Genomic DNA, 24,848 nt, shown 5'->3' on the forward strand with positions numbered 1-24,848 from the left:
CCTATTTGCAAGTGTTGCTGTTAGTCGACTCTGAGTGGAGCCGGCATGCGATATCGGGAGAAGCTCTACATAAACCAGTGCTTCATGCGCCCGATCGGCACTAATCAAGAATTTGCCCGGCGCGTGGATTTTGTAGGTGCAAGCAGCCGTTCCGGGTTTTGCAGGACCAGTTCCTCGAATGTTCGGCGAACCTCCGCCATGGCATCGACTGCGATCGTCGTCGGGTTGCCCAAGCGTCGCGTGACGATTCCGATCGAACGCAGGGGCCCATCCTCGATGTCGACCTTCTGTAGTCGGAGCAACGGCATGGCCGCCAAATAGGGAAGCACCGCGACTCCCAAACCTTCAGTCACGAACGCGGCCACGGTACCCAGTTGATCGAATTGCATCTTCGGTCGGAATTCAATGCCGCGCTGCAGATAGGCGGCGCTGATGTAGCGCATTGCCGTGCTGTTGTCCGTCATTGTGATGAGCGGCAGCGAAATCATTTCCTCCAGGCACACGACAGGATTCAACTTCCGCCTCCACCGTCGGCCGGCCAGCAGGACAAAACGGTCCCGGACCACTTCCTCGTAGTGAAGGTCTGGATGAGAGGGCGCGATCGAAGCCAGCGCAAAGTCCACCTGGTAGCGCAGCACTTGTCCCACAGCTGTGGTGTTGCTGCAGTCATTGACGGTGATGCGGGACGCGGCGTGGCGTGCTTCCAGCGCGGCGCACACCTGGGGTAGAAGCACGCTGGCCAGAGAGGGAAACGCCGCGATCGACAGGTGTCGTGCCTCGCTCTCCGCCGAGGATTGCAGTCGCTTGAGACCGGCGTCGTACTCGCCCACCACACTGCGCGCCACCGCCACGAGCTGCGCGCCGCCCGCTGTCAGCCGAACATGGCGCGTGGTGCGCTCGAACAGCGGTAGCCCCAAGGACTCCTCCAAGTCCCGAACAGCCTTGCTCAAACTGGGTTGCGTCATGAACAACTGTTCCGCCGCCTTGCTGAAGTTCAGCGACTCCGCCAAGGCCAAAAACATGCGCAGGTGTCGAGGGGAAACATTCATTCCAGAATTCTATATATCAATAGAAATATGGAACTTCACCGATAGATCGCCGATGGATAGCATTGCCGCCATTCAAGAATCACGACAACTCATACATGGCCCGCATTCCCTACGCCGACACGCAGACTGGCGCCGTGCGTCCGTTGGTGGACAAGATGATCGCCCAACGCGGCAGCGTCCTTCACCTGTACCAGATGCTTCTGCACAGCCCTGCAGTTGCCGATGGTTGGCTCGCATATCTCACCTCCATTCGACAGAAATCAAGCCTGGACGGAGCCTTGCGCGAGCTGGTCATCATGCGCGTTGCATTGCTGAATCGCGCACCTTACGAGGCCGACCAGCATGCGCCGATCGCCTTGAGCGAAGGGGTCTCGGAGGGAAAGCTGGCAGTCTTGGCCGACTGGCCCCATTGCCCGCTGTTCGAACCGATCGAGAGAGCGGTGCTGGCGTATGTGGATGCGATGACACGACAGGTGCAGGTCGACGATGAAGTTTTCGCGGCCGTCGCGGCGCACTTCGCACCACAGCAACTTGTCGAACTCACAGCCACGATTGCCGCCTACAACATGGTGTCGCGGTTTCTCGAAGCGCTGCAGATTCATTCCCACGACACGCGCTGAAATCACTGACCGAATCACTGGAGACAAAACCATGAGAAGACTCACTCTGCTCGCCGCGATGCTGCTGCCGATCGCAGTCATGGCGCAAGGAAAATGGCCGGAGAAAGCCATTACCTTTGTCGTCCCCTTTCCGCCTGGTGGGCCGACGGACATCATGGCGAGGCTGATTGCCACGCCCCTGTCGAAGCGCTTGAACGTGCCCGTCATCGTGGACAACAAGGCTGGCGCCAGCGGCAACATCGGAACCTTGCAGGTCGTCCGGGCGAAGCCCGATGGTTACACCATCTTGCTGGCCGCCAGCGGAAACCTTTCGGTCAACCAGTATCTCTACAAGAATCTGGGCTTCGACCCGATCAAGGACCTGACTCCGATCGTCCAAATCTCGAAGTTTCCCCTGGTACTGGAGGTATCGGCATCGAGCTCTCTCAAGTCCTTCGAGGACTATGTGGAGTACGCCAGGAAGCCGGCCAACCGAGTCACGTTTGCTTCGGCGGGCAATGGAACTCCGCAGCACCTCGGCGGAGAACTGTTCAAGGACGGTGTCAAGGTCGATATCACGCACATTCCGTACAAAGGCGCGGCGCCCGCTATCGTGGATTTGATAGGTGGCCAGGTCACCAGCATGTTCGACATTCTTGGCAGCTCGATGCCGCACATCAGGTCTGGCAAGCTCCGCGCGCTTGCCGTGACCACCAGGAGCCGTTCCGAACAACTGCCGGACATTCCGTCGGTCAGCGAACTTGGCTACCCGAATTTCGACTACTACGCATGGCACGGCATCTCGACCACAGCCGGCACGCCGAAACCAGTCATCGACCGGCTGAACGCCGAGATCCGGGGAATCTTTCAGGATTCGGCATTCAGGGCGCAGTGGAAGGAGATCGGTTCGGACATCGTCGTAGGCACGCCAGAGCAGTTCGGGGAGGTCACCCGCAGCGAGGCTCGAAAGATGGAGGCCCTCATCAAGAGCCTGAAGATTCAGTTGGACTGAACCTGGATTCCCTGATGACAGACAACGGCTCTGGACGGGCCTTCCTCCAAGAGGAGGTCACGCAGCCAAGAGGTCCTTGCCGGCGGACGGTGCGTCATTCCTGGCGCAAGCGCAGCTTGGTGGCGCGGGCCCCCTCGGGGCAAGGGCCGTCGGAGTATTCAGACTCGCCCGAAAGCGTGACGCACTTGCTCACCTCGACCGTCTTGACAGTCTTTGCGACCACCGGCTGCTGCGGGGCGTCGGCCACTGCCAGCGCGTAGGTCCTCACGGGCCGCGGCGCCTGCGGCGCACGCTCGGCCATCCCGGGCGGCGGCCGCACGTCCACCTGCGCGGGCATCACGGCAACCGGCACCGGTGCCCGCGCGGCGCTTTCGCGGACCAAGTCCTGCAGCGCCACGTAGAAGAGGAACATGGCAAGCAGCGCCACGGCCAGACACGGCGCCCAGAAGCGCTCGGGCCCGGCAACCGGACGGGCACGAGGTGTCAGCGACGCGGCCATGCCCGGCCTCCCGTCTGCAAGGCACCCGCCAGCTTCGCAATGCCGCCGGTTCGGCTGGCTGCGCGCCCGATCAGCGCACCGCCCGCCGCACCTGCCACGATGCGCGCCAGGAACGAGCGGCTGCGGCCTGCCGCCAGCAGCAGCAACACGCCCGCGCCGAGCACCACCAGGTGCTCGCCGGGGTAGTTTGCGCGCGCGGCGTCCACTTTCTTGAACTCGTTGATCGTCGATTCGAGGCTCATGGCTGAAGCTCCTTTTTCTGTGTTCCTCCGTTCGTATCCTCCGGGGCGACGCGTCGCTGTAGGCCTGCGCCATGCACGCTCGCGGGATCGCACCCGAAAACATGGCGGACTGCGCCGCAGGGGTCCCGTGTAGCCGCCCCGGGCAGGGCCTCCTCGGCCTCCTTCGACTACAGTCGGCAGCGTATTCAACCGGCCGATGCAACACATTCGCTGAACATTTCAGCAGGTGTATGGAGTCCGCGGAAGAAGTGGCGTGCATGGTTTACTTGCTCGAAGGTCCGAAGCCGGCTTCTTCACGGGGGCGATACACACGATCGATGGTGCGTTCGGGGCTTGAACCGGTTTGGATCACGCATCCAATTCGATGCGGTCACCGTGAAAGCAGCTCGATCACCTCAGTCGTCAAGGTGACCGAGCGCGCCGAGTGGCTTGCGGTGCGAATCCATCGGCGCGCGTGTCCAACTTGTCTGCAGCTTTTCGCTTGGCTTCGAATTCAAGCGACGTCCCGGTAGTTGCGAATTTGAGCCACGTGCAGAATTGCTATGGTGCCGGCACCAACTTGCCCGCGCGCACCTGATATATCGTCACCGTACCGCGGAGATTGTCTCCGCGTGCATCGAAGGCGATCGGACCGATCAGGCCGGTGAGCTTTACGCTCGTCAGCTTCGGCCCGTAGACCAAGGGATCAGTGGAGCCGCCTTGCTTCATCGCTTCCACCAGCACCATGACCGCATCGTAGGCATAGGGCGCGAACACAATCACGTCGGCGCCGAAGCGCGCCTTATATCGCTGGTTGAAGTCCGCAAAGGCGACCATGGCCTCGCGCGGCGCGCCGGCCTGCGAGCAGTAGGCACCCTCGTTGGTGCCGGCTGCAAGCTTGCTCCATTCGCTGGTGCACACGCCATCGCCCGCGATGAAGGAGGCTGTCAATCCAAGTTGCTTCATCTGCCGGTTGACCAGCGCGGCCTGCGCGTCGGCACCGGCGTAGACGATCACATCGGGCTTGAGCCCGCGCAGGGTGGTGAGAATGGCCGAAAAGTCTGTCGAGCGGTCTGTGCCGAACTCGCGTTTGATGATTTTCACCCCTGCCTTGCCGAGGTCCGTGATCACTTGGTCGGCCAGGCCTTGCCCGTACGCGGTGCGGTCGTCGATGACCGCTGCGGTCTTTGCCTTGAGTGTGCGTGCGATGTAGCCGGCGATGCCGTCGGCTTGCTGCACATCGGTGGCCATGAGCCGCGCGGCGAACTTGTACCCAGCGCGCGTGTATTGGGGGTTGGTCGCGGCTGGCGCGACCTGCGGGATGCCGGCGTCGTTGTAGACGCGAGCCGCAGGGATGGTCGTGCCCGAGTTGAGATGGCCGACGATGCCATTCACCCGCATGTCGGCGAGCTTCTGCGCCACCGTGGTGGCACTGGCGGGATCCGCCCGGTCGTCCTCGACCACCGCCTCGAATCGCAGCCTGCGGCCGCCAATTGCGAGGCTCTGCGCATTGAGGTCCTCGATGGCGAGCCTCGCGCCGTTCTCCATGTCCTTTCCTAGGTGGGCGATGGCGCCGGTCAGCGGCGCGGCGACGCCGATGCGTACAGGCGCGTCCTGTGCCTGCGCCTGTGTGCCGGCGAGGGTAGCGATGACGAGCAAGGCGAGGACGTGGCGTTTCGACGGGTTCATGCGCAACTCCGTGGTTCGGGTGGATCGTGATTCGGGCCGGCTCAGCGCCGCAAGGCCTGGGTTAGAGTAGGCCGTCCAGATGGAATAAATTTCGCTGTTTTACCCAAGTGCGTGGAGCGCGGGCGGACGAAACGTGCGCAATACGCGCGTGCATCGAACGAAGCATTTTTCTTTTGCGGGCAATGCCGACATGGCCAGAACCAAATCCGACAACTTTGACGACATCCGGGCCACCATCCTCGACGCGGCCGCGGCGCTCTTTGCCAAGAACGGCTTTCGCAACACGAACATCATCGACATTGGCGCCGCCTGCAATGCGTCGAAGTCGCGCATGTATCACTACTTCCCCTCGAAGGAAGCAATGCTTGCGGAGATGCTTGGTAACCATGTGAGCGCCTTGGTGGCGATCGCGTCGGACTTGGTGTCTGCTCCAATCGATCCGCGTACACGGCTGCGCAACTACTTTCTCGCGCACCTCAAGTACTACTACGAGCAGCGCGACCGGCACACGGTGCTGATCGAGGATGTCTATCACCTGCCGGATGAACTGCGCGCGCAGGTGAATGCCAACGAGCAGAAGCTGGTGAACTTTCTGTGTGCGCTGCTGCGCGAGATCAACGCCCAGAAATTCAAGGACCGTCAGGCGGCGACCACGCATGCAATGCTGATGTATGGCATGCTGAACTGGACCTACACCTGGTATCAACCTACAGGGCGTCTTAGCCTTGATTCATTGGCCGATCAGGCGACCGACATGTGTTTGCATGGAATTGTGTAGCGTCTTCGTTGGAACACATCTTCGCAGCGGCGACGACGTAGAAGCCGGGGGCCTCCTCCCGCCCACCGAGCCAACTTTCGAGTGGGGAGACGCGCACCCCTCGTCTCCATTGCGGTCCTCGCCTACCGAGAACTGCCATCGCTGCTTTGCAGCACAGCAAGTGGATTTACGCGTTCAGCCCGCGGGGCTTGAGCAGACCGCGCAGCCCGGCGTACCACCGGCGGCACGCATTCGGGCTTGGCGGCTGGTTCAAGCCCTCGTTCGGCTTCAAGCGAAACGAGAGCTTGCTTGATGCGACGAGCATGGCGTCACGCACGTCTGAATCCTTAGCCGCCTGGCGGTACGGCCACCGGCGCAACGCTGAAAAGTCGTCAAGCGACGAATAGCGCGAGGCGCATTGCTTCCTGCTCGGCGGCGTTGCCCGGCTGCGGGTAAGCCCTAGCTGCCACAAAATGTTGTCCTTCATTTATATTCCGTCTGGAAGGATAAAGAAATTGCAAACGACCGATATCACCAGTACCTGCGCATTTCTCGAGCAGTACTTCGACCAGATCGAGGAGGGTGCCAGCTTCCGTTCGCGCGGACGCACCCTCACAGAGGCCGACATACTTCAGTGGTGCGCGCTGACCGGGGACTGGTACGTGCTGCACACCGACGCGCACCATGCGGCGCGCACGCGCTTTGGCCAACGCATCGCGCCCGGCCTGATGTTGCTGGCCTATGCGGCCGGCCTCGGCATTCCGCCCGCTGCGCCGGCGATCGTCGCGAACTACGGCAGCGACGCGCTGCGATTCACGGCGCCGGCGTTCATCGGCGACACCATTCATCTCGAGGCCGCAGTGCTCGAGAAGACGGTGAAGCGCCCCGCCACCGACGGGGTGCTGCGGCTGCAGTGGAACGTTCACAACCAAAACGGGCTGCTGCTGATGGCCAGCGAACTGCGCATCCTGATGGCTTTCCAGGGAGCTGCGCGATGAGCGGCGGGATCTCTACCGAAGCGGTGCGCCTGACGCTGGAACTGCCGCTCGCAGTCGTCGCGATCGACCGACCCGCTGCGAAGAACAGCCTGCGTCTCGACGAGATGACGGCGATCGCCGACGCAATCGGCGAAGCGGTGTCCGCTGGTGCGCGCGCGGTGCTGGTGCGCGGCACACGCCATGCCTTCTGCGCCGGACGCGACCTCAAGGACACGCATCCCGAGACCGACGACACGCTCGCGATCCTGCGCGAGCGGATCAACCCGGTCCTTGCCGCCGTGCGTGACTGCCCGGTGCCGACGATCGCAGCGGTGCAGGGCCCCGCGCTGGGCTTCGGCTTCGGGCTGGCGCTGGCCTGCGACATCGCGCTCGTTGCCGACGATGCGCTGCTAGGCAGTCCGTTCCGCAACATCGGCGCGGTGCTCGACTCAGGCGGTCATCATCACCTGCGCGAACGCGTCGGGCAGCATCGTGCAGCCGAGCTGATATTCCTGGGGCGGCTGATCTCGGGGCGTGAAGCCGCAGCGATGGGGCTCGTCAACCGAAGCGTGGCGGCCGAAGCGCTGGACGAGATCGCTCTGCAGATGGCGCGCGAGATCGCGGGTGGTCCAACTGCCGCCTTTGTTGCGTCGAAGCGAATCCTGTCGCGCGCGCTTTCTTTCGAAGAGACGCTCGAGCTCGAGGCGATCGCGCAAACCGAGGCGTTGGGAGGACCCGATGGCATCGAAGGCATCGGCGCTTTCCAGCAAAAGCGCAAGCCGCGCTTCATCGGACGCTAGGCGATGGCTATGACCCCCGCTCCTGATACAGCGCGTTCGCCGCGCGCCCACTTCCTTGCCGCGTTGGCCGAAGGCCGGCTGGTCTACCAGTTCGACCACGGCGCGGGTCGCGCGGTCTTTCCGCCGCAGGCCGTGGGACCGGGTGGACGACCCGGCGATCTCGAATGGCGCACCAGCCGTGGCAAGGGTACGGTCCATGCGTGCACCGAGGTGCAGCGGCGCGACGGCTCGTTCAACATCGCGCTGGTCGATCTCGACGAGGGATTCCGCATGATGGCCACGGTGGTCGATGCGTCCCCCGGCTCACTGCGCATCGGGCTGCGCGTGGCCGCGCGCATCGAGCTCTGGAACGATGTGCACCGCGTGGTCTTCGGAGCGCTCGCATGATGGCAACGAACCTGCGCGGCGCGACCGCGATCGCTGGCATCGGCAGCACCGGCTTCGCGACGATGCCGGTACTTTCATCGCCTCTCGACGCGATGTCGTTGGCCTCGGTGCGCGCGCTCGACGACGCGGGGCTCTCGTTGGCCGATGTCGATGGCGTGTTCGCGGCCGGGCTTCAGCTCTTCATGCCCACGCTCAGCTTGTGCGAGTACCTGGGCCTGCGCCCACGCTACACCGACTCAACCCAGGTCGGCGGCGGTGCCTTCCTCGCTCACTTGAATCACGCGCGAGCCGCGATCGCGGCCGGACTCTGCTCGGTCGCGTTGATCGCCTATGGCAGCACGCAGAAGTCCGCGGGCGGACAGTTCGCGACCCATTCCGAACCCAACCCCTACGAAGTGCCCTATGGCTACCCGGGCCCGCTCGCGGCCTACGCGATGGTCGCGCAGCGCCACATGCATGAGTTCGGCACCTCGCGCGAGCAGATCGCGCAGGTGGCGGTGAGCGCGCGCGACTGGGCGCGGCTGGACACCGACGCGCCAGATCCGGGGCCGCTGTGCATCGAGGATGTGATCGCGGCGCGGCCGGTGGCGCATCCGTTAACCGTGCGCGATTGCTGCCTCGTGACCGACGGCGGCGGCGCGCTGGTCGTGGTCTCGGCCGATCGCGCCGCACAGCTTCGACGCGAGCCGGTATATCTTCTCGGCGTGGGCGAAGCCGCCACGCACCGCAGCATCGCGCAGATGCCGGACCTGGTGCGCACCGCAGCCGCAACATCCTCGGCCACGGCCTATGCACAGGCCGGCTTCGGGCCGAAGGACATCGACGTGGTGCAGTTCTACGACGCCTTCACGATCATGCCGATCGTCTTCGCCGAGGACACGGGCTTTTGCGCCAAGGGAGAGGGCGGTGCCTTCCTCGACGGCGGTCGCACCTCGCCGGGCGGCGATTTCCCGATGAACACCAACGGCGGTGGGCTCTCACTCGGCCATCCAGGCATGTTCGGCATCTACACCGCGATCGAATCCGTGGTGCAGTTGCGCGGCGATGCCGGTGCGCGCCAGGTGGCCGGCGCCGAACTCGCGCTGGCCCACGCGCCGGGCGGCTACATGTCGAGCCAATGCACTGCAATCTTCGGCACCGCCGCCACGCTCTGAACCCACCATGAAACTCCAAGCCCTCCAACAGAAACACGCCGGCCGCCTGGCCGATGCCATCGCCGCCGTGGCCCGCCGCGGCTACCACAGCGCCTATCCCGAGGATCCGGCGCATCCCGTCTATGCCGATGGCTCGCGCGAAGCCGGCGAGGCGGTTGTGCGCGCGCGCTGGATGCAGCGCGATGGCGCGATCCGCGGTGAGGAACGCAGCGCCTTCGGCGCGCCGTTCGACACGGCCTACGCCGACGAGCCGGTAGACGCCGTGCTCGCACGCGCCGAAGCCGTGGCGCCGGCATGGGCCGCGCTCGACCCGGCCGAGCGCGCCGCGGTGGCGCTCGAGATCCTCGAGGCGCTGCAGCAGCGCGCTTTCGAGATGGCTTTCGCCTGCACGCACGCCTGCGGCCAGCCGTTCGCGATGGCCTTCCAGGCCGGCACGGCGCATGCACTGGACCGCGCGCTCGAGGCCGTGGCCATCGCCGTGCGCGAGATGGGCGCCTATCCGGCGCGCGTGCTCTGGGAGAAGCCCGATGCGCGCCGGCCGCTGCGCGTGGAGAAGACTTTCGAGATCCTGCCGCGCGGCATCGCAGCCGTGATCGGCTGCGCTACCTTCCCGACCTGGAATTCCTATCCGGGCCTGTTCGCAAGCCTGGTCACGGGAAACCCGGTGATCGTGAAGCCGCATCCCACAGCCGTGCTGCCGCTCGCGCTGTGCGTTGATACGGCGCGCACCGTGCTCGCGCGCCTGGGTCTCGACGCCGATGTGGTGCAACTGCTGGTCGACACGCGCGTTGCGCCCAAGACCAAGGCGCTTGCGCTCGATGCGCGCGTGAAGCTGATCGACTTCACGGGCGGTCCCGAATTTGGCGAGTGGCTCGAGACTCACGCGCGCCAGGCCCATGTCTTCACCGAGAAGGCCGGCGTCAATGCGGTGCTGATCGAGAGCACCGGCGACTACCCGGGCCTGATACGCAACCTTGCGCTCACGCTGAGCCTCTACAGCGCCCAGATGTGCACCACGCCTCAGAGCCTGTACCTGCCGCGCACGGGCATCCGACTGCAGGACGGCATGGCGAAGACGGTCGAGGATTTCAAGGCCGACCTCGCCGCAGCCGTGGGCAAGCTGGTCGCCGATCCGGTACGCGCCGTCGAATTGCTGGGCGCGATCCAAAGTGATGCCACCGAGGCGCGCGCCGTCGAGGCCACGTCGATCGGCGAGCCGGCGTTCGTCTCGCGCCGGCTCGCGCATCCCGAGATGCCCGATGCGGTGCTGCGCACGCCGGCCCTGTACACAGTGCCGCCCGAAGCCCTCGACACCATCGCGCGCGAGCACTTCGGCCCGATCAGCCTGCTGATCGTGACCGAGGACGCGGACGCAGCGCTGCGGCATGCGCACGAGGTCACGCGCTTGCGCGGTGCGATCACCTGGTCGGTGTACTCGCGCGACGAGGCCTTCGTGGGCCGCGTGAAGCACGCGGCCGCCGACGCTGGCGTGCACCTCACGCTCGACATGACCGGCCCGGTGCTCGTGAACCAGTCCGCGGCCTTCAGCGACCTGCACGTGAGCGGCCACAACGCGGCCGGCAATGCGGCGCTGTGCGACACGGCCTTCGTGCTCCCGCGCTTCCGCGTGCTGCAGACGCGCCGCTACCTCGCCGCCTGAGGCGCGGCCACTGCCACGAACCAAGGAGACGCCCATGACCGAATCCCGCAATGCGAAGGCCGCAGCCGATGCCGCCGACGATTTCCTGTCGCTCGACGAACTGCAGTCGCGCCAGGACGCCAAGCTCGCCGCGCTTGGCCGCCGGCTCGCCGACTCGCCGCAGTGGCGGGCGCATTTAGCGGCCGCCGGTGCCTCCCCACTCGACCTGAAGGACCGTGCCGCGCTACAGGCGCTGCCGTTGCTCGAGAAGAGCCACCTGCGTGAGCTCTATCCGTATCCGCTGCTCACGGTGCCGCTCGAGCAGGTGGTGCGCTTTTGCGCGACCTCGGGAACCACGGGCCTGCCGGTGCTGTTCGGCTTCACGCGCAAGGACTGGGAAGACACGCTGGTGCGCCAGCTTGCACGTATTTACCGCACGGTGGGCGTTCGCGCGGGTGACCGCGTCTACCAGGGCTATGGCTACGGGCTGTGGATCGGCGGCAGCTCGATGGACGAGGCGCTCAAGGCCTATGGCGCGGTCAACTTTCCTGTCGGCCCCGGCCGTGGCGAACTGATGGTCCAGTGGCTGCGCGACCACCGCCACACGGTCACGACCATGTCGCCGCTGTGGCTGATGACGTTGATCCAGCAGGCGCACAAGGCCGGCATCGATCCGCGCCGCGACTGGTCACTGCGCGTGGGGCTGTTCGGCGGGCAGTCGGTCTCAGCCACCTTCCGCAGCGAAATGGAGGCGTTGATGCCCGAGGGTTTTCTGGCGCACAACATCTACGGCACCACGGAGGCCGGCGGGCCGGTGCTCGGCGTCTCCTGCGCGCATTCGCACGGTGACGACGAGATGCATCTGGTCAATGACGACAGCGTGCTCAGCGAGATCCTCGATCCGCAGACCCTGCGCCCAGTGGCGCCGGGCGAGGTTGGCGAGATCGTCTTCACCACCCTCGACAAAGAGGCCTCCCCGGTGCTGCGCTGGCGCACGCGCGACCTGGTTCGCCGCTCCGCCCAGCCCTACCGTTGCGCCTGCGGCCGCCATGCCTATGCGCGCATAGGCCGCATCATTGGCCGCTCGGACGACATGCTCAAGGTGCGCGGCGTGCTGGTCTATCCTTCGCAGATAGAGGACGTGATCGCCGGAGTCGAGGGCTTGGCCAAGGACGCCTGGCAGATCTACATAGACAGCGAGCGCAGCGTGCTCGACCACATGGAAGTGGCCGTGGAGCGCGTGCCTGGCGCTGCCTGCGCGGGCGACGAACTGGCGCGCGAGGTGCGCGCTCGGCTCAAGGCCCGGCTGGGCCTCACGTGCGAAGTGCGTTGCCACGACGAGGGCGCACTGCCGCGCTACGAAGCCAAGGCCACGCGCGTGCTGAGGCGCAGCGCCGCAGAAGCTAATCCGGCATGACGCACCGCACACAACCATGCGGACCATCCGCGCGGATGTCTTTGCGGACACGTCCTTTCTTTACCAATTGATAAGCCGTCTGGAAGGCGAATCAATGACCAACCCCCTGAAAACTGAACACATGACAAGGAGAGATTCCCGATGAACCCGTCCCCCGCTTCCCAGGACACCGCCGCGCTCGCGCGCGCGCTGATCCCGCCGCCCGAACAGGTGCTCACCATGCCCGATCCGCAGACGCTGCTCGCCAAGATCGAGACCGCGCCCGGCATCGACGGGGCGAACATCTTTCCCCTCGAGTGGCACGTGCAGACACCCAAGCTCTACGACATCTACGACGCCGCGCGCGATCCGGGCTGGTCGCCGCACACGCTGGCCTGGGACACGCTGCGCGCGGAGGACTACAGCCTCGACCAGCGCTACGCCATGGCCTACTGGTTCTCGCTACTCGCCGTGTTCGACGGCTCGGGGCCCTCGGTGTTTGCGCGCGCCATGATCCACACCTACGAGAGCAAGGAAGAGGACCCCGTGCGCAAGTGCTTCTTCTCGGTCGTGCGCGACGAGATGAACCACGAGGAAGTCTGCGGGCGCGCCATCAAGCGCCTCACACCCGGCGGCCCGCTCGGCTATGTCCCCGAGACGCCGCTCGGGCATCTGGCGCGCAACAACATCGAGTGGCTCTACTACAACGGCTCGCGCTACTGGACCGGCTTCAAGAACGGCGTCGACAAATACCCACTCGCGATTCTGTTCACCTCTTTCCTGTTCGGCGAGGTGGCCTCGAGCACGCTGTTCCACGGGATGTACCAGCGCACCACTATCCCGGTTTTCAAGGAAGCATTCAAGCGCATCGGGCAGGACGAGGGACGCCACCTGGGCATCTGCCTCGCGGTGCTGCAGAAACTGCTGCCGGTGCTCACCGAAGACGACAAGCAGATGATCAGCATCCAGCTGCGCGCAGGTTTCGTGTTCCTCTCAGGCATTCTGTATGAGCCGCCCGAGCAGTTCTGGAAGCTGCCGCCCACCTTCATCCCCGCGCAGCGTCATATCGACGAGGTCGCGCGCAGCGCCGGCTTGGGCATCCTCACGCTCGACGAGCGCAAGGCCAATTGGAAAACGGCCGTACTGCGGATGAAGGCCAACCTCGATCCCTACGGCATCGAATTCCCCGCGCTGCCCGAAGTCGGCATCGAGGGCAAGGAAGTGGTGTTCGATCCCGAGAAGGTGATCCCGATCTTCTAGGCCGAATGAAATTCATGAACATGAGCAGAACGATCGTCGTCAACGAGGCCCTGCGCTTCGGTGTGCCCGAGGGCGAGATCATCCTGGACGCCGCGCTGTCGCAGGGCGTGATCCTGCCGCACCAGTGTCGGGGCGCTTCCTGCGGCATGTGCAAGGCGCGTGTCACGCAGGGCACGGTCGACAACGGCTGGTCGCTGGGCCTCGCGATCTCCGACCAGGAGATTGCCGACGGCTTTTGTCTGATGTGCCAGGCGCGGCCGTCGAGCGCCGAGGTGCATCTGAGCACGGTGCAGCCGATCCCGGGCGGCGAGGGCTCGGCCGTGCAGAGCTTTGAGGCGCGCGTGCTGTGCAACACACCGCTCACGCCGCGCGTGCGGCGGCTGGTGTTGCAGGCGTGCGAGCCGGCGCGTTTCGAAGCGCAGGCCGGCACCTATGTGGAGCTCGCGCTGCCGGGACTCTCGCCGCACCGACGCTACAGCCTCGCGACCGTGCCTTCAAGCGATGGCCTGATAGAGCTGCTGGTGGCGCGCCATCCGGGCGGAGCGGCCAGCGGCCACGTCCACGACCTGCTGCAGCTCGGCGACATTATCGGTGTGACCGGGCCGTACGGTACCTGCCGATTGCCCGAGGGTGAGGGCCCGGTGCTCGGGCTCGCGGGTGGCACCGGCCTGGCACCCGTGCTCTCGATCATGGAGGATGCGCTCGGGCAAGGTGACACGAGCCCGATGACGCTGCTGTTCTCGGTTCGCGACGACACCGAATTGATGCTGCTGGACCGCCTCGCGGGGCTGGCGCACGCGCATCCGAACTTCCGCTATGCGCTGCTGGTGACCGAGGCACGCAGCCGCTTCTCCACGAAGCAGCAGTACGCGCCCTCGTGGCTGCGCGAGAACCACGAGTCGCTGGCCGGCGCTCGCGCGGTGATCGGCGGCTCGCCGGGCTTCGTCGCGGCCTGCTCCGACACCTGCATCGCGCTAGGCATGGGGAGCGAGGCGATCTCAGCCGACAGCTTCACGCCGGTGGCGCAGACCTAGCTTTTCCGATTTCTTCCCGGCACGACAGACATATAAAAGGAGACAACGATGATTGAGATTGCAAAGGCCCATTTCCGGGCTGCCGCCTTCGGCGCGTCACTGTGCTTCGCGGCGCTCACGGGCGCGCGGGCCGACATCAACGTGGGCGTGGTGGTCTCGGCCACCGGGCCCGCCGCCTCGGTCGGCGTGACCCAGCAGCGCACGGTGTCGGTGCTGCCCGCCAGTGCGGGTAGTGAGAAGATCAACTACATCCTGCTCGACGACGCGTCCGACACCTCGACCACGGTCAAGAACGTGCGCAAGCTGATCTCCGAGTCGGCAATTGACCTGCTGATCGGGCCGAGCCTCACCCCCAACTCGCTGGCCGTGCTTGACGTCCTGGTGGAAAGCGGTACGCCGATGATCAGCCTCGCGGGCTCGGGCGCCATCGTCGAGCCGGTGGACGAACGCAGGCGCTGGGCCTTCAAGACACCGCAGAGCGACACTCACATGGCGACTGCGATCATCAAGCACATGGCCGACAACGGCGTGAAGCGCGTGGCTTTCATTGGCTTCAACGATGCTTACGGCGAAGGTTGGTGGCGTGAGTTCAACAAGCTCGCGGAGCTGCGCAAGATCGAGGTGGTGGCCAACGAGCGCTACACGCGCACCGATGCTTCGGTTACCGGGCAGGTACTCAAGCTGCTGGCCTCGCAGCCCGATGCGGTGTTCATCGCGGCCTCGGGCACGCCGGCGGTGCTGCCGCAGGCCACGCTGTTCGACCGCGGCTACCGCGGCAAGGTCTACCAGACGCATGGCGTGGCAAACAACGACTTCCTCCGAGTGGGAGGCGCCAAGCTCGAGGGCACCTTCGTGCCGGCTGGCCCCGTGCTGGTGGCCGAGCAACTGCCCGACAGCCATCCGGCGAAAAAGCCCTCGCTCGAATTCATCCGCAAGTATGAGGCGCTGCCGAACGCGGGCCAACGTTCCACCTTCGCCGCCTACCTCTGGGATGCGGCGCTGATCCTGCAGGACGCGGCGCCGCGCGCGCTCAAGGGCGCCAAGCCCGGCACGCCCGAATTCCGCAAGGCGCTGCGCGACGCGATAGAGGCCACGCAGGACCTGCATGCCACCAACGGCGTCTACAGCCTCGGGCCCAAGGACCACATCGGCCTGGACCAGCGCAGCCGGGTGATGGTGCGCATCGAGAAGGGCAGCTGGAAGTACATCCCCTGACGCACGCCGGACACGACAGATCATGGATATGCAGATCTTCGGCCTGCTGGTGCAGGACGGCCTTGCGAGCGGCGCGGTCTACGTGCTGCTGGCGCTGGCGCTCGTGATGGTCTTCACCGTCACGCGCATCGTGTTCGTCCCGCAGGGCGAATTCGTCAGTTGCAGCGTGCTGACCATTGCGGCGTTCCAGCAGGGCCATGCGCCGGGACTGGCGGTGCCGGTCGCGGCGGTGGCCCTGCTGGCCTGCGGCATGGAAACCGCCGAGCGTGTGCGGCAGCGCAATCTCGCGGGGCTCGGTGCACGGATCGCGCTGCTCGGCGCGCTGCCGATGGCGGCCTGCGCCTTCGCGTGGTTCGGCGTCGACGCGCGCTCGCCGGCCTGGATGCAGACGGCCGCGGCGGTGGCGCTGGTCACGGCGATGGGGCCGCTGATCTACCGCACGGTGTTCCGGCCGATGGGCAATGCCACGCCGCTGGTGCTGCTGGTGGCGGCGATCGCGCTGCACTTCGTGCTGGTGGCGCTGGGCCTGTACGTGTTCGGGCCCGAGGGCTCGCGGCTGCCGGGCTTTGAACTGCCGGCCGGCCTGCTCGCGGTACTGCCGGTGGCGCCCCAGACGCTGGCTGTGGTGATGGCGAGTGCCGTGCTTGTGGCCGTTTTCTTCGCTTTCTTCGGCCACACGCTGAGCGGCAAGGCGCTGCGCGCCACCGCGGTGTGCCGCGATGGCGCGCGGCTGGTTGGTATTTCGCCTGACCACTCGGGCGAGTTGGCGCTGACCATCGCCGCCTTCATCGGCGCCGTCTCGGGCGTGCTGATCGGCCCCTTCACCACCATCTACTACGACTCGGGGTTCCTGCTTGCGCTCAAGGGCTTTGTAGGTGCGATTGTCGGCGGCCTCTCGGGCTACGTCCTTGCCGCTGGAGGCTCGCTCGTAGTGGGCCTGCTCGAGGCCTTCTCGTCTTACGGTGCGAGCGCTGCCAAGGAGATCATCGTGTTCGCATTGATCGTGCCGCTGCTGCTGTGGCGGTCGTTGGCCGACCCGCATTCGCAGGAGGCTTCATGACGTTTCGTTCCTGGGTGCTCGCGGCCTTCGCCGTGGCGGCCATTTCTGGCGTCGTGCTGTTCGCCTCAAGCTACTACGTCACGCTTGCGAGCTTCGTGCTGCTCTACGCCACGGTGGCGCTCGGGCTCACCTTGATGACCGGTTTCGCCGGGCTGATCTCCTTCGGGCAGGCGGCCTTCGTCGGCATGGGCGCCTACGCGGCCGGCTACCTCGCGGTGGCACACGGCGTGCCCGGCTGGGCCACGCTGCTGGCCGGGGTCGCGCTCGCAACGCTCGCGGCCGCGGGGATCGGCGCATTGACGCTCTCGATGGGCGGCCACTACCTCTCGCTGGCCACGCTGGCATGGGGCGTGGTCGTCTACTACGGGCTGGGCATTGTCGAGCCGCTGGGCGGCTTCAACGGCCTGTCGGGCATTCCCGCGCTGACCCTCTTCGGTCTCGACTTCGCCTCCGAGCGGTCGATGTTCTGCCTGATCGCGCTGGGCTTCGCGCTCGCCTTCTGTCTGGTGCGCAACCTGCTCGACTCTCGGTTGGGGCGCGCCGTGCGTGCGCTGCGCGCCGGTGCCGACCTGCCCGAGGCGTTTGGTGCGCATGCGTTCCGGCTCAAGGTCGCGGTGTTCTGCACCGCCGCGGGCTTGGCCGGCATGGCGGGCTGGCTCTACGTCTACATGCAGCGCTTCCTCAACCCCACGCCCTTCGGGTTGCAGATGAGCATCGAATACCTGTTCATGGCCGTGATGGGCGGCGTGGGTGCGCTGTGGGGTGCGCTGGTAGGCGCTGGCGTCGTGGTGGTGCTCAAGCAGGTGCTCCAGGATGTGCTGCCGGCACTGCTCGGCCGCTCGGGCAACTTCGAAATGGCGGTGTTCGGCGTGCTGATGCTGCTGATCCTCGCGCGCGCCAATGCGGGACTGTGGCCACTGCTGGCGCGCTGGACGCGCGCCGCGCCCGCGGCGGCACCGCGGCCCGTGGCGAGCGGCGAACCGGCCGTGCTGCAAATGCCAGCGCAGCGCGCGCCCGCCGCGGCAGGTGAGGTGCTTCTGTGCGTCGACGAGGCCGAGAAGCGCTTCGGTGGGCTGGTCGCGGTCAACCGCGTCTCCTTCGAGGTGCGCGACGGGGAGATCGTTGCGTTGCTGGGTCCCAACGGCGCGGGCAAGAGCACGCTGTTCAACCTGATCACCGGCCTCTTGCCCGCCAGCGCCGGCGCGATCACGCTGCGCGGCCAGCGCATTGATGCGCTCGGCGCGCGCCACGTGGCCGCGCGTGGCGTGGCGCGCACCTTCCAGCATGTGAAGCTGGTGGCCGATATGAGCGTGCGAGACAACGCGGCGCTCGGCTGCCATCTGCTCGGGCGAGACGGCTGGCTGCGCGCGATGCTTCGGCTGGACCGTCGTGAGGAGGCCGAGATCCAGGCCATGGCGCTGGCTCAGCTGAGGCGCTGCGGCCTCGAGGACCTTGCGGACGCGCCTGCCGCCAGCCTGCCGCTGGGCAAGCAGCGCATTCTGGAGATCGCGCGCGCCCTGTGCGCCCGCCCTCAGCTGCTGCTGCTCGACGAGCCCGCTGCTGGCCTGCGGCACCAGGAAAAAAGAAACCTGGCCGTGCTGCTCAAGCAGCTGCGCAGCGAGGGCGTGACCGTGCTCATCGTGGATCACGACATGGAATTCATCATGGACATCGCCGACCGACTGGTCGTGATGCAGTTCGGCCAAAAGATTGCAGAGGGCGAGGCGCAGGCAGTGCGCGACGACCCGCGCGTGCAGCAAGCCTACTTGGGGAGTGCGGCATGACGCTGGAAGCCCGCGCCCTGTGCGCGTTCCACGGCCGCATCCCGGCGCTGCACGAAGTCGACGTGGCGGTGCCGCCCTCGGGCATCGTCACCGTGGTCGGACCCAATGGCGCAGGCAAGTCCACGCTGCTGGCCGCGCTCATGGGTCGGCTGCCGATGAGCGGCGAAGTCCGGCTTGACGGCACCGACCTGCGCTTCGTCTCGCCCGAGCGCCGCGTGGCGATGGGCCTTTCACTGGTGCCCGAGCAGCGCGACCTTTTCGGGACCATGAGCGTGGCCGACAACCTTGAGCTCGGCGCCTTCTGCTGGCGCCGCGCGGGGCGGCGTGCCATCGCCGCCGAGATGGAGCGCGTGTACGCGCTGTTCCCGCGCCTGGGCGAGCGGCATGCCCAACTGGCGCACACGCTCTCAGGCGGCGAACGGCAGATGCTCGCTTTGGGCCGTGCGTTGATGGCGCGACCGCGCATTCTCCTGCTCGACGAGCCGAGCCTGGGGCTCGCGCCGCTGGTGGTGCGTGACATCTTCGCGACCGTGCGGCGGCTCCAGGCGCAGGGCGTGGCGATTTTGCTGGTCGAGCAGAACGCGCGCGCCGCCTTCGAGGTGGCCGACCATGCTTACGTGCTCGAGATGGGCCGCGTGAGCCTGCAGGGGCCGGCCACCGATGTCGCGCGCGATGCGCGAGTCGCCGACAGCTACTTGGGGCGCGCCGCAGCGGCGTCGGCCCCCATCGAATTGATACCGCCCGTCGTGCTGGCGGCCTGAAGGACATACGCATGAATGAGAAATCCCTTGCGCTGCACGAGCGCCCAGTAGCCGCGGTGATTCGGCAATTGCGCGAATGTTTTGGCGATCGCTGCACGATCGGCCAGGCGGTGCGCGACCAGCACGGCAAGGACGTATCCTTCCATCCGCTGCATGCCCCAGACGCGGTGGTGTTCGCCGAATCGACTGGCGAGGTGGCCACGGTCGCGCGGCTTTGCCACGCGGCCTCGGTGCCGATGATCCCCTTCGGCACCGGAACCTCGTGCGAAGGCGGCGTCGCGGCGCTGCACGGTGGCATCTGCATCGACCTTTCGCGCATGAATGCCGTGCTCGAGATCCACGAGGCTGACTTCGACTGCCGCGTGCAAGCCGGCGTGACGCGCAAGCAGCTCAACGCGGCGCTGCACGGCAGCGGTCTGCATTTCCCGATTGACCCCGGCGCCGATGCCTCGATCGGAGGCATGGTGTCGACGCGCGCCTCGGGCACCAACGCCGTCCGCTACGGGACCATGCGCGAGAGCGTGATGTCGCTCGAGGTGGTGCTGCCCGACGGAGAGGTGGTGCGCACCGGGGGGCGCGCCCGGAAGTCGGCCGCGGGTTACGACCTCACGCACCTGTTCACCGGCGCGGAGGGCACGCTAGGCATCGTCACCGAGGTGGGCCTGCGATTGCATCCGCTACCCGAGCAGATCGCGGCCGCGCGTTGCGCTTTTCCTCATTTGCGCGCGGCCATCGACGCGGTCACTTCGATCATGCAGACCGGTGTGCCGGTGGGCCGCATCGAGTTTCTCGATGCGCAGCAGATCGAGGCCTGCAACCGCTACGCGAAACTCGGGCTGCCGGTCATGCCCACGCTGTTCCTCGAATTCCACGGTGCGCCCGAAAGCGTGGCACAGCAGGTGCGCGTGGCCGAGGAACTCGCAGGCGAGAATTGCGGCGTTGGATTCGCGTGGGCCGACACGCCCGAGGAGCGCAGCCGCCTCTGGCAGGCACGCCACGACGTGTGGTGGGCAGCGCTAGCACTGCGCCCCGGCTGCCAGGGCATGCCCACCGATGCCTGCGTGCCGATCTCGCGCTTGAGCGAAGCGGTGCTGGCAGCGCGCGCCGACGTCGAAGAACTGGGGCTCACCGCCCCCATGTGCGGTCACGTGGGCGACGGCAACTTCCACCTGTGCGTGGTGGTCGACCCCGCCGATGCCGACGAGATGGCGCGTGCCGAGACGCTGAACGCGCGCTTGATGCGCCGCGCCATCGCGATGGGCGGCACCTGCACCGGCGAGCACGGCATCGGCTACGGCAAGCTCGACTTCCTCGAACTCGAGCGCGGTGCCTCGATGCGCGTGATGGCGGCGATCAAGCAGGCGCTCGATCCACGCGGAGTGATGAACCCGGGTAAGGTGCTGCGGCAACCCAGCGTGTGAACCGCTCCGTCAGAACGACACCCGCGTCAGGTCGAGCCGGGTGTCGTTCTTAACCTCGCGCAGCGCGACCGAGGTCTTGATCTGCCGGATGCCCTCGAGCTTCAGCATGAAGCGGTGAAGGAAGCGGTCGAAGGCCAGCGCGTCAGGTACCACGATCTTGAGGATGTAGTCGCTGTCGCCGGTGGTGACCCAGCACTCGAGGATTTCGGGCGTGGCCTGCACCGCGCGCTCGAAGGCCGCCACCACCGTTTCCGAATGCCGCTCCAGGCTGATCTGCGTGAACATGCAGCCATGCAGGCCGACCTTGTTGCGATCGACCAGTGCGACGAAGCGGCGGATGATGCCGCTGTCCTCGAGGTCGCGAAGCCGGCGCCAGCAGGGCGCTGAAGACAGGCCCACCTCGTCGGCCAGTGCCTGCACCGTCATGCGGCCGTCGGCCTGGAGCAGGTCGAGGATGCGGCGAGTAGGTGCGTCGGACAGCGGCGTCGAATCAGTCTTTCCCATGGTGGCAATCTCCGGAATGAAACATGCCGGGTTGTCACCAACACCGCACGGATCGCAATTATATATGCTGTCCAGACGGATTAATATTTGATCTTCCCCCGATGGACGGATCCACACCATGCAGACACAAGAAGCAGCGCTCGCGCTGGAGACAGGCTACCGGCTCGGAGACAACCGCACCGCGCGCGCAGGCCGCGTGTTCCTTACCGGCACGCAAGCACTGGTGCGGCTGTTGTTCCGCCAGCAGCAGGAGGACAAGGCCCGCGGCTGGAACACCGCCGGCTATGTGAGCGGATACCGTGGCTCCCCGCTCGCGGGCGTTGACACTGAGTTGTGGCGAGCCAAGTCAGATCTGGCCGAACACGGCATCCGCTTTCTGCCGGCCATCAACGAGGACCTTGCCGCCACCGCGGTGATGGGCACGCAGCAGGTTGGCCTGGACCCCGAGCGCGAGGTCGACGGCGTGTTCGCCATGTGGTACGGCAAGGGGCCGGGCGTGGACCGCGCGGGCGATGCGATCCGCCACGGCAACGCGGCCGGCACGTCACGCCGCGGCGGCGTGCTGATGGTGGTGGGCGACGACCATGCCGCCACGTCTTCGTCGATCCCGAACGCCAGCGACCTGTCGCTGATGGGCTGGGGAATTCCGATCGTGCATCCGGCCTCGGTCGACGAGTACGAAGCCTTCGGCCTCTGGGGCTGGGCCGCGTCGCGCCATGCCAGCACCTGGGTCGCGTTCAAGGCGATCTCGGAGACGGTCGAGAGCGCGCGCTCGGTCGATGCTTCTATCGATGCGGCGTTCGCATTGCCCGAGCCCTCCGAATTGGCCGATACCTCAGCGCTCGAATACCGCACGAGCGACTTCCTCACGGCGGCCGTCGAAATACGGCTGGCCGCCAAGCTCGAAGCCTTCAGCGCTTTCGCGCGCGGCAACCCGCTCGACCGCCTGGTGGTGGCCGCGCCCGAGGCCACGACCGGCATCGTGGCGGTCGGCAAGTCCTTCCACGACCTGATGGAAGTGCTGCAGCGCTGCGGCTTCGGCGCCGACGACCTTCCGGCGCTCGGGCTGCGGCTTTACAAGCCCGGCCTGGTGTTCCCGCTCGATAACGAGGGCGCCGACCGCTTCTGCGAGGGGTTGTCTCATGTGCTGGTGATCGAGGAGAAGGCATCGGTGGTCGAGCAGCAACTCAAGGACCGCGTGTTCAACCGCGCGCGCCGGCCCACGGTCTGTGGCAAGCAGGACCTTGAAGGCCATCCGCTGCTGGTCTGGACCGGCCAGCTCTCGCCAGCGAGCATCGCTGCCGCGCTGCTGACGTGGCTGCGCGCCATCGGGCATCCGCTGGCTGCGCGCATCGACACCGCGCGTTTCGCCCCGCGCGCAGCGCTGTCGAACGAGGCCGACGGCATGCGGCGGCTACCGTACTTCTGCTCGGGCTGCCCGCACAACAGCTCGACCAAGGTGCCCGAGGGCAGCCAGGCACAAGCCGGCGTGGGCTGCCACTACATGGCGAGCTGGATGGACCGCGACACGGGCGGCCTCACGCAGATGGGCGGCGAGGGCGCCGACTGGCTCGGGCGCGGCGCCTTCACGCGCGTGCCGCACGTCTTCCAGAACATGGGGGAGGGCACCTACTTCCACTCGGGCTACCTCGCCATCCGTCAGGCGGTCGCAGGCGGCGCCAACATCACCTACAAGATCCTGTTCAACGACGCGGTGGCCATGACCGGCGGCCAACCCGTCGACGGCCAGACCAGCGTGCCGCAGATATGCACCCAGGTCGCAAGCGAGGGCGCGCGCAAGGTGGTCGTCGTGACCGACGAGCCACAGCGCTACCAGGGCGTGACCTTGGCCGCGGGCGTGCAGGTGCGGCATCGCCGCGAGCTCGACTTGGTGCAGCGCGAGTTGCGCGAGATCTCCGGCGTCACGGTGCTGGTCTACGACCAGACCTGCGCGGCCGAGAAGCGCCGCCGTCGCAAGCGCAAGAGCTATCCCGATCCGGCGCGGCGGGTACTTATCAACCCCGAGGTCTGCGAAGGCTGCGGCGACTGCGGCACGCAGTCGAACTGCCTGTCGGTCGCGCCGCTGGAGACCTCGTTCGGCCGCAAACGCCAGATCGACCAGTCGAGCTGCAACAAGGACTTTTCGTGTGCTGAAGGCTTCTGCCCCAGCTTCGTGAGCGTGCTCGGCGGCAGCTTGCGCAAGGGCACGGTGGCGGCGCCCGCTCAGGATCCCGAGGCGCTGGCTGCAGCGCTTGCGCTGCCTGCGCTGCCTTCGCTCGCGCACCCCTTCGACCTGATGATCGCGGGCGTCGGCGGTACCGGCGTCATCACGCTCGGCGCGCTGATCGCGATGGCTGCGCACCTCGAGGGCAAGGGCATCTCGGTGCTCGACTTCACCGCGCTCGCGCAGAAAGGCGGCTCGGTCGTGAGCCACGTGCGCCTGGCCGACACGCCCGATCGCCTGCATGCGGTGCGCCTGCTGCCGGGCACCGCGCGCACCCTGATCGCCGCCGACTTGGTGGTGGGTGTACTGCCCGACGTGCTGGGCGTGATCGGCGAGGGCCGCACGCGCGTGGTGGTCAACACGCATCTGCAGACCCTGGCCGAGTTCACGCGCCAGCCCGACCTGCCCTACCGCGAGGACGCGCTGCTGGCGAAGATCGAGGCCGCCGCGGGTGTCGCGCAGGTCGAGCGCATCGACGCGAACGCCACCGCCAAGGCGCTGCTGGGCGACGCCATCGGCGCCAACATGCTGATGCTCGGCCATGCCTGGCAGCAGGGCGGCGTGCCGGTGAGCCTGGCGGCGCTGATGCGCGCGATCGAGCTCAACGGCGTGGCCGTGGCAGCCAACAAGCGTGCCTTCGCGGCTGGCCGCCTCACCGCCGCCGATCCGCAATGGCGCCAGACCCTGATGGGTGACCGGCGCAGCGTCGTCACACTGAACCTGCCACAGTCTTTCGAGAAGCTGCTTGAGGAACGCGTGCGCTTCCTCACCGACTATCAAAACGCGCGCTATGCGCGTCGCTACCTCGACACCGTGCGCCGCGTGGAGGCCGCTGAGCGAGGCATCGCACCTGGAGCGCGGCGGCCGCGGCTGGCGGACGCGGTGGCACGTTCGCTGTTCAAGCTGATGGCCTACAAAGACGAGTACGAGGTCGCGCGGCTGCATGCGCGGCCCGAGTTCCTTCAGAACCTGCGCAGTCAATTCGAGGGCAACTTCAAACTGCAATTCCACTTGGCGCCGCCGATCTTCGAGAAACGCGGCGCTGACGGCAAGGTGCTCAAGCGCAGCTTTGGCGCTTGGATGTTGCCGGTGTTCCGCGGGCTCGCGGCGATGCGCGGCCTGCGCGGCACGCCGATCGATCCCTTCGGCTGGCTGGCCGAGCGGCGCGAGGAACGCGCGCTGCTGGTCGAATACGAAGGGCTCGTCGAGCGCCTGCTTGACGGACTGACCAACGAGCGCATCGGAAGCGCGGTAGCGGTTGCCGCGCTGCCCGAGAAAATCCGTGGCTATGGGCATGTGAAGGCGCGCGCCATCGCTGAGTACCGCCGCAATCTGGCCACGCTGCTGGCTGCGCACGACGCACCGCCTGCCGTGCAGTCGCCCGCGCTGAAGACTGCCTGATCGAG

At 66.5% G+C, this 24,848-nt stretch carries 23 protein-coding genes; 17 read left to right on the top strand and 6 right to left on the bottom strand.

Going from position 1 to position 24,848, the window contains the following annotated elements:
- Positions 1-104: 104 nt before the first annotated feature.
- The gene (locus tag C4F17_RS29545; RefSeq protein WP_106938012.1) at positions 105-1,049 is read right to left on the bottom strand and encodes a LysR family transcriptional regulator; all 945 of its coding nucleotides are present in this window, start codon (positions 1,047-1,049) and stop codon (positions 105-107) included.
- A gap of 95 nt (positions 1,050-1,144) precedes the next feature.
- Here C4F17_RS29545 and C4F17_RS29550 point away from each other — a divergent pair, with 95 nt between their 5' ends.
- On the top strand, positions 1,145-1,669 hold the full coding sequence (locus C4F17_RS29550) for a carboxymuconolactone decarboxylase family protein (protein WP_106938013.1): 525 nt from the start codon (positions 1,145-1,147) through the stop codon (positions 1,667-1,669).
- 31 nt (positions 1,670-1,700) lie between these two features.
- On the top strand, positions 1,701-2,660 hold the full coding sequence (locus C4F17_RS29555) for a Bug family tripartite tricarboxylate transporter substrate binding protein (RefSeq protein ID WP_106938014.1): 960 nt from the start codon (positions 1,701-1,703) through the stop codon (positions 2,658-2,660).
- A 94-nt stretch (positions 2,661-2,754) separates the two neighbouring features.
- On the opposite strand, the gene C4F17_RS29560 is transcribed toward C4F17_RS29555, so the two are convergent.
- From C4F17_RS29560 to C4F17_RS29575, 3 genes are all read right to left on the bottom strand, one after another.
- Positions 2,755-3,159, bottom strand: coding sequence for a hypothetical protein (locus tag C4F17_RS29560; RefSeq protein ID WP_106938015.1), 405 nt, complete (start codon positions 3,157-3,159; stop codon positions 2,755-2,757).
- Positions 3,144-3,401 (bottom strand): hypothetical protein, encoded by a 258-nt coding sequence (locus C4F17_RS29565; RefSeq protein WP_106938016.1) that lies wholly within the window; start codon positions 3,399-3,401, stop codon positions 3,144-3,146. Before C4F17_RS29565 ends, C4F17_RS29560 begins: the two co-directional genes overlap by 16 nt.
- Positions 3,402-3,941: 540 nt before the next feature.
- Positions 3,942-5,069, bottom strand: coding sequence for a branched-chain amino acid ABC transporter substrate-binding protein (locus C4F17_RS29575; protein ID WP_106938017.1), 1,128 nt, complete (start codon positions 5,067-5,069; stop codon positions 3,942-3,944).
- Positions 5,070-5,202: 133 nt separating this feature from the next.
- On the opposite strand from C4F17_RS29575, the gene C4F17_RS29580 reads away from it, so the two are divergent.
- Positions 5,203-5,847: a TetR/AcrR family transcriptional regulator gene (locus C4F17_RS29580; RefSeq protein ID WP_234383148.1), complete on the top strand. Its 645-nt coding sequence runs from the start codon at positions 5,203-5,205 to the stop codon at positions 5,845-5,847.
- A 166-nt stretch (positions 5,848-6,013) separates the two neighbouring features.
- On the opposite strand, the gene C4F17_RS33010 is transcribed toward C4F17_RS29580, so the two are convergent.
- Positions 6,014-6,313, bottom strand: coding sequence for a hypothetical protein (locus tag C4F17_RS33010; RefSeq protein WP_159053772.1), 300 nt, complete (start codon positions 6,311-6,313; stop codon positions 6,014-6,016).
- A 28-nt stretch (positions 6,314-6,341) separates the two neighbouring features.
- Between C4F17_RS33010 and C4F17_RS29585 the strand changes: the two genes are divergently transcribed.
- From C4F17_RS29585 to C4F17_RS29645, 13 genes are all read left to right on the top strand, one after another.
- Positions 6,342-6,824, top strand: a complete 483-nt coding sequence (locus tag C4F17_RS29585; RefSeq protein WP_234383149.1) for a MaoC/PaaZ C-terminal domain-containing protein — start codon at positions 6,342-6,344, stop codon at positions 6,822-6,824.
- Positions 6,821-7,603 carry an enoyl-CoA hydratase/isomerase family protein gene (locus tag C4F17_RS29590; RefSeq protein WP_106938020.1) on the top strand — a complete coding sequence of 261 codons (783 nt, stop codon included), beginning with the start codon at positions 6,821-6,823 and terminating at the stop codon, positions 7,601-7,603. Before C4F17_RS29585 ends, C4F17_RS29590 begins: the two co-directional genes overlap by 4 nt.
- Before the next feature lie 9 nt (positions 7,604-7,612).
- On the top strand, positions 7,613-7,990 hold the full coding sequence (locus C4F17_RS29595) for a Zn-ribbon domain-containing OB-fold protein (protein ID WP_205368046.1): 378 nt from the start codon (positions 7,613-7,615) through the stop codon (positions 7,988-7,990).
- Positions 7,990-9,144, top strand: a complete 1,155-nt coding sequence (locus tag C4F17_RS29600; protein ID WP_106938022.1) for an acetyl-CoA acetyltransferase — start codon at positions 7,990-7,992, stop codon at positions 9,142-9,144. Before C4F17_RS29595 ends, C4F17_RS29600 begins: the two co-directional genes overlap by 1 nt.
- Positions 9,145-9,151: 7 nt before the next feature.
- Positions 9,152-10,804 (top strand): phenylacetic acid degradation protein PaaN, encoded by a 1,653-nt coding sequence (gene paaN / locus C4F17_RS29605; protein WP_159053773.1) that lies wholly within the window; start codon positions 9,152-9,154, stop codon positions 10,802-10,804.
- A 34-nt stretch (positions 10,805-10,838) separates the two neighbouring features.
- Entirely contained in the window at positions 10,839-12,200 is a 1,362-nt protein-coding gene (locus C4F17_RS29610) for a phenylacetate--CoA ligase family protein (protein ID WP_106938024.1), read from the top strand.
- A gap of 141 nt (positions 12,201-12,341) precedes the next feature.
- Positions 12,342-13,439, top strand: coding sequence for a hypothetical protein (locus tag C4F17_RS29615; protein ID WP_234383150.1), 1,098 nt, complete (start codon positions 12,342-12,344; stop codon positions 13,437-13,439).
- A 20-nt stretch (positions 13,440-13,459) separates the two neighbouring features.
- Positions 13,460-14,473: a 2Fe-2S iron-sulfur cluster binding domain-containing protein gene (locus tag C4F17_RS29620; protein ID WP_106938506.1), complete on the top strand. Its 1,014-nt coding sequence runs from the start codon at positions 13,460-13,462 to the stop codon at positions 14,471-14,473.
- A 48-nt stretch (positions 14,474-14,521) separates the two neighbouring features.
- Entirely contained in the window at positions 14,522-15,688 is a 1,167-nt protein-coding gene (locus C4F17_RS29625) for an ABC transporter substrate-binding protein (RefSeq protein ID WP_106938025.1), read from the top strand.
- 22 nt (positions 15,689-15,710) lie between these two features.
- Positions 15,711-16,748, top strand: a complete 1,038-nt coding sequence (locus tag C4F17_RS29630; RefSeq protein ID WP_106938026.1) for a branched-chain amino acid ABC transporter permease — start codon at positions 15,711-15,713, stop codon at positions 16,746-16,748.
- Positions 16,745-18,532, top strand: coding sequence for a branched-chain amino acid ABC transporter ATP-binding protein/permease (locus C4F17_RS29635; RefSeq protein WP_106938027.1), 1,788 nt, complete (start codon positions 16,745-16,747; stop codon positions 18,530-18,532). The genes C4F17_RS29630 and C4F17_RS29635 overlap by 4 nt, the downstream gene beginning before the upstream one ends.
- Entirely contained in the window at positions 18,529-19,293 is a 765-nt protein-coding gene (locus C4F17_RS29640) for an ABC transporter ATP-binding protein (RefSeq protein ID WP_106938028.1), read from the top strand. Before C4F17_RS29635 ends, C4F17_RS29640 begins: the two co-directional genes overlap by 4 nt.
- Before the next feature lie 11 nt (positions 19,294-19,304).
- Positions 19,305-20,714, top strand: a complete 1,410-nt coding sequence (locus C4F17_RS29645) for an FAD-binding oxidoreductase (protein ID WP_106938029.1) — start codon at positions 19,305-19,307, stop codon at positions 20,712-20,714.
- Positions 20,715-20,723: 9 nt separating this feature from the next.
- Here the strand turns inward: C4F17_RS29645 and C4F17_RS29650 are convergent, their stop codons facing one another.
- Positions 20,724-21,218, bottom strand: a complete 495-nt coding sequence (locus C4F17_RS29650; protein WP_106938030.1) for an Lrp/AsnC family transcriptional regulator — start codon at positions 21,216-21,218, stop codon at positions 20,724-20,726.
- 118 nt (positions 21,219-21,336) lie between these two features.
- Here C4F17_RS29650 and C4F17_RS29655 point away from each other — a divergent pair, with 118 nt between their 5' ends.
- Positions 21,337-24,843, top strand: a complete 3,507-nt coding sequence (locus C4F17_RS29655) for an indolepyruvate ferredoxin oxidoreductase family protein (RefSeq protein WP_106938031.1) — start codon at positions 21,337-21,339, stop codon at positions 24,841-24,843.
- Positions 24,844-24,848: the final 5 nt, after the last annotated feature.

It is taken from the genome of Variovorax sp. PMC12 (genome assembly GCF_003019815.1).
Taxonomy (GTDB): Bacteria; Pseudomonadota; Gammaproteobacteria; order Burkholderiales; family Burkholderiaceae_C; genus Variovorax.

What these genes read in the sequence shown, in the direction of transcription:
- C4F17_RS29545 (WP_106938012.1), bottom strand. Translation starts at nt 1,049, where the DNA reads ATGAATGTTTCCCCTCGACACCTGCGCATGTTTTTGGCCTTGGCGGAG.
- C4F17_RS29615 (WP_234383150.1), top strand. Translation starts at nt 12,342, where the DNA reads ATGAACCCGTCCCCCGCTTCCCAGGACACCGCCGCGCTCGCGCGCGCG.
- C4F17_RS29630 (WP_106938026.1), top strand. Translation starts at nt 15,711, where the DNA reads ATGGATATGCAGATCTTCGGCCTGCTGGTGCAGGACGGCCTTGCGAGC.
- C4F17_RS29610 (WP_106938024.1), top strand. Translation starts at nt 10,839, where the DNA reads ATGACCGAATCCCGCAATGCGAAGGCCGCAGCCGATGCCGCCGACGAT.
- C4F17_RS29655 (WP_106938031.1), top strand. Translation starts at nt 21,337, where the DNA reads ATGCAGACACAAGAAGCAGCGCTCGCGCTGGAGACAGGCTACCGGCTC.
- C4F17_RS29640 (WP_106938028.1), top strand. Translation starts at nt 18,529, where the DNA reads ATGACGCTGGAAGCCCGCGCCCTGTGCGCGTTCCACGGCCGCATCCCG.
- C4F17_RS33010 (WP_159053772.1), bottom strand. Translation starts at nt 6,313, where the DNA reads ATGAAGGACAACATTTTGTGGCAGCTAGGGCTTACCCGCAGCCGGGCA.
- C4F17_RS29595 (WP_205368046.1), top strand. Translation starts at nt 7,613, where the DNA reads ATGACCCCCGCTCCTGATACAGCGCGTTCGCCGCGCGCCCACTTCCTT.
- C4F17_RS29600 (WP_106938022.1), top strand. Translation starts at nt 7,990, where the DNA reads ATGGCAACGAACCTGCGCGGCGCGACCGCGATCGCTGGCATCGGCAGC.
- paaN (WP_159053773.1), top strand. Translation starts at nt 9,152, where the DNA reads ATGAAACTCCAAGCCCTCCAACAGAAACACGCCGGCCGCCTGGCCGAT.
- C4F17_RS29620 (WP_106938506.1), top strand. Translation starts at nt 13,460, where the DNA reads ATGAGCAGAACGATCGTCGTCAACGAGGCCCTGCGCTTCGGTGTGCCC.
- C4F17_RS29590 (WP_106938020.1), top strand. Translation starts at nt 6,821, where the DNA reads ATGAGCGGCGGGATCTCTACCGAAGCGGTGCGCCTGACGCTGGAACTG.
- C4F17_RS29635 (WP_106938027.1), top strand. Translation starts at nt 16,745, where the DNA reads ATGACGTTTCGTTCCTGGGTGCTCGCGGCCTTCGCCGTGGCGGCCATT.
- C4F17_RS29555 (WP_106938014.1), top strand. Translation starts at nt 1,701, where the DNA reads ATGAGAAGACTCACTCTGCTCGCCGCGATGCTGCTGCCGATCGCAGTC.
- C4F17_RS29550 (WP_106938013.1), top strand. Translation starts at nt 1,145, where the DNA reads ATGGCCCGCATTCCCTACGCCGACACGCAGACTGGCGCCGTGCGTCCG.
- C4F17_RS29650 (WP_106938030.1), bottom strand. Translation starts at nt 21,218, where the DNA reads ATGGGAAAGACTGATTCGACGCCGCTGTCCGACGCACCTACTCGCCGC.
- C4F17_RS29645 (WP_106938029.1), top strand. Translation starts at nt 19,305, where the DNA reads ATGAATGAGAAATCCCTTGCGCTGCACGAGCGCCCAGTAGCCGCGGTG.
- C4F17_RS29565 (WP_106938016.1), bottom strand. Translation starts at nt 3,401, where the DNA reads ATGAGCCTCGAATCGACGATCAACGAGTTCAAGAAAGTGGACGCCGCG.
- C4F17_RS29560 (WP_106938015.1), bottom strand. Translation starts at nt 3,159, where the DNA reads ATGGCCGCGTCGCTGACACCTCGTGCCCGTCCGGTTGCCGGGCCCGAG.
- C4F17_RS29625 (WP_106938025.1), top strand. Translation starts at nt 14,522, where the DNA reads ATGATTGAGATTGCAAAGGCCCATTTCCGGGCTGCCGCCTTCGGCGCG.
- C4F17_RS29575 (WP_106938017.1), bottom strand. Translation starts at nt 5,069, where the DNA reads ATGAACCCGTCGAAACGCCACGTCCTCGCCTTGCTCGTCATCGCTACC.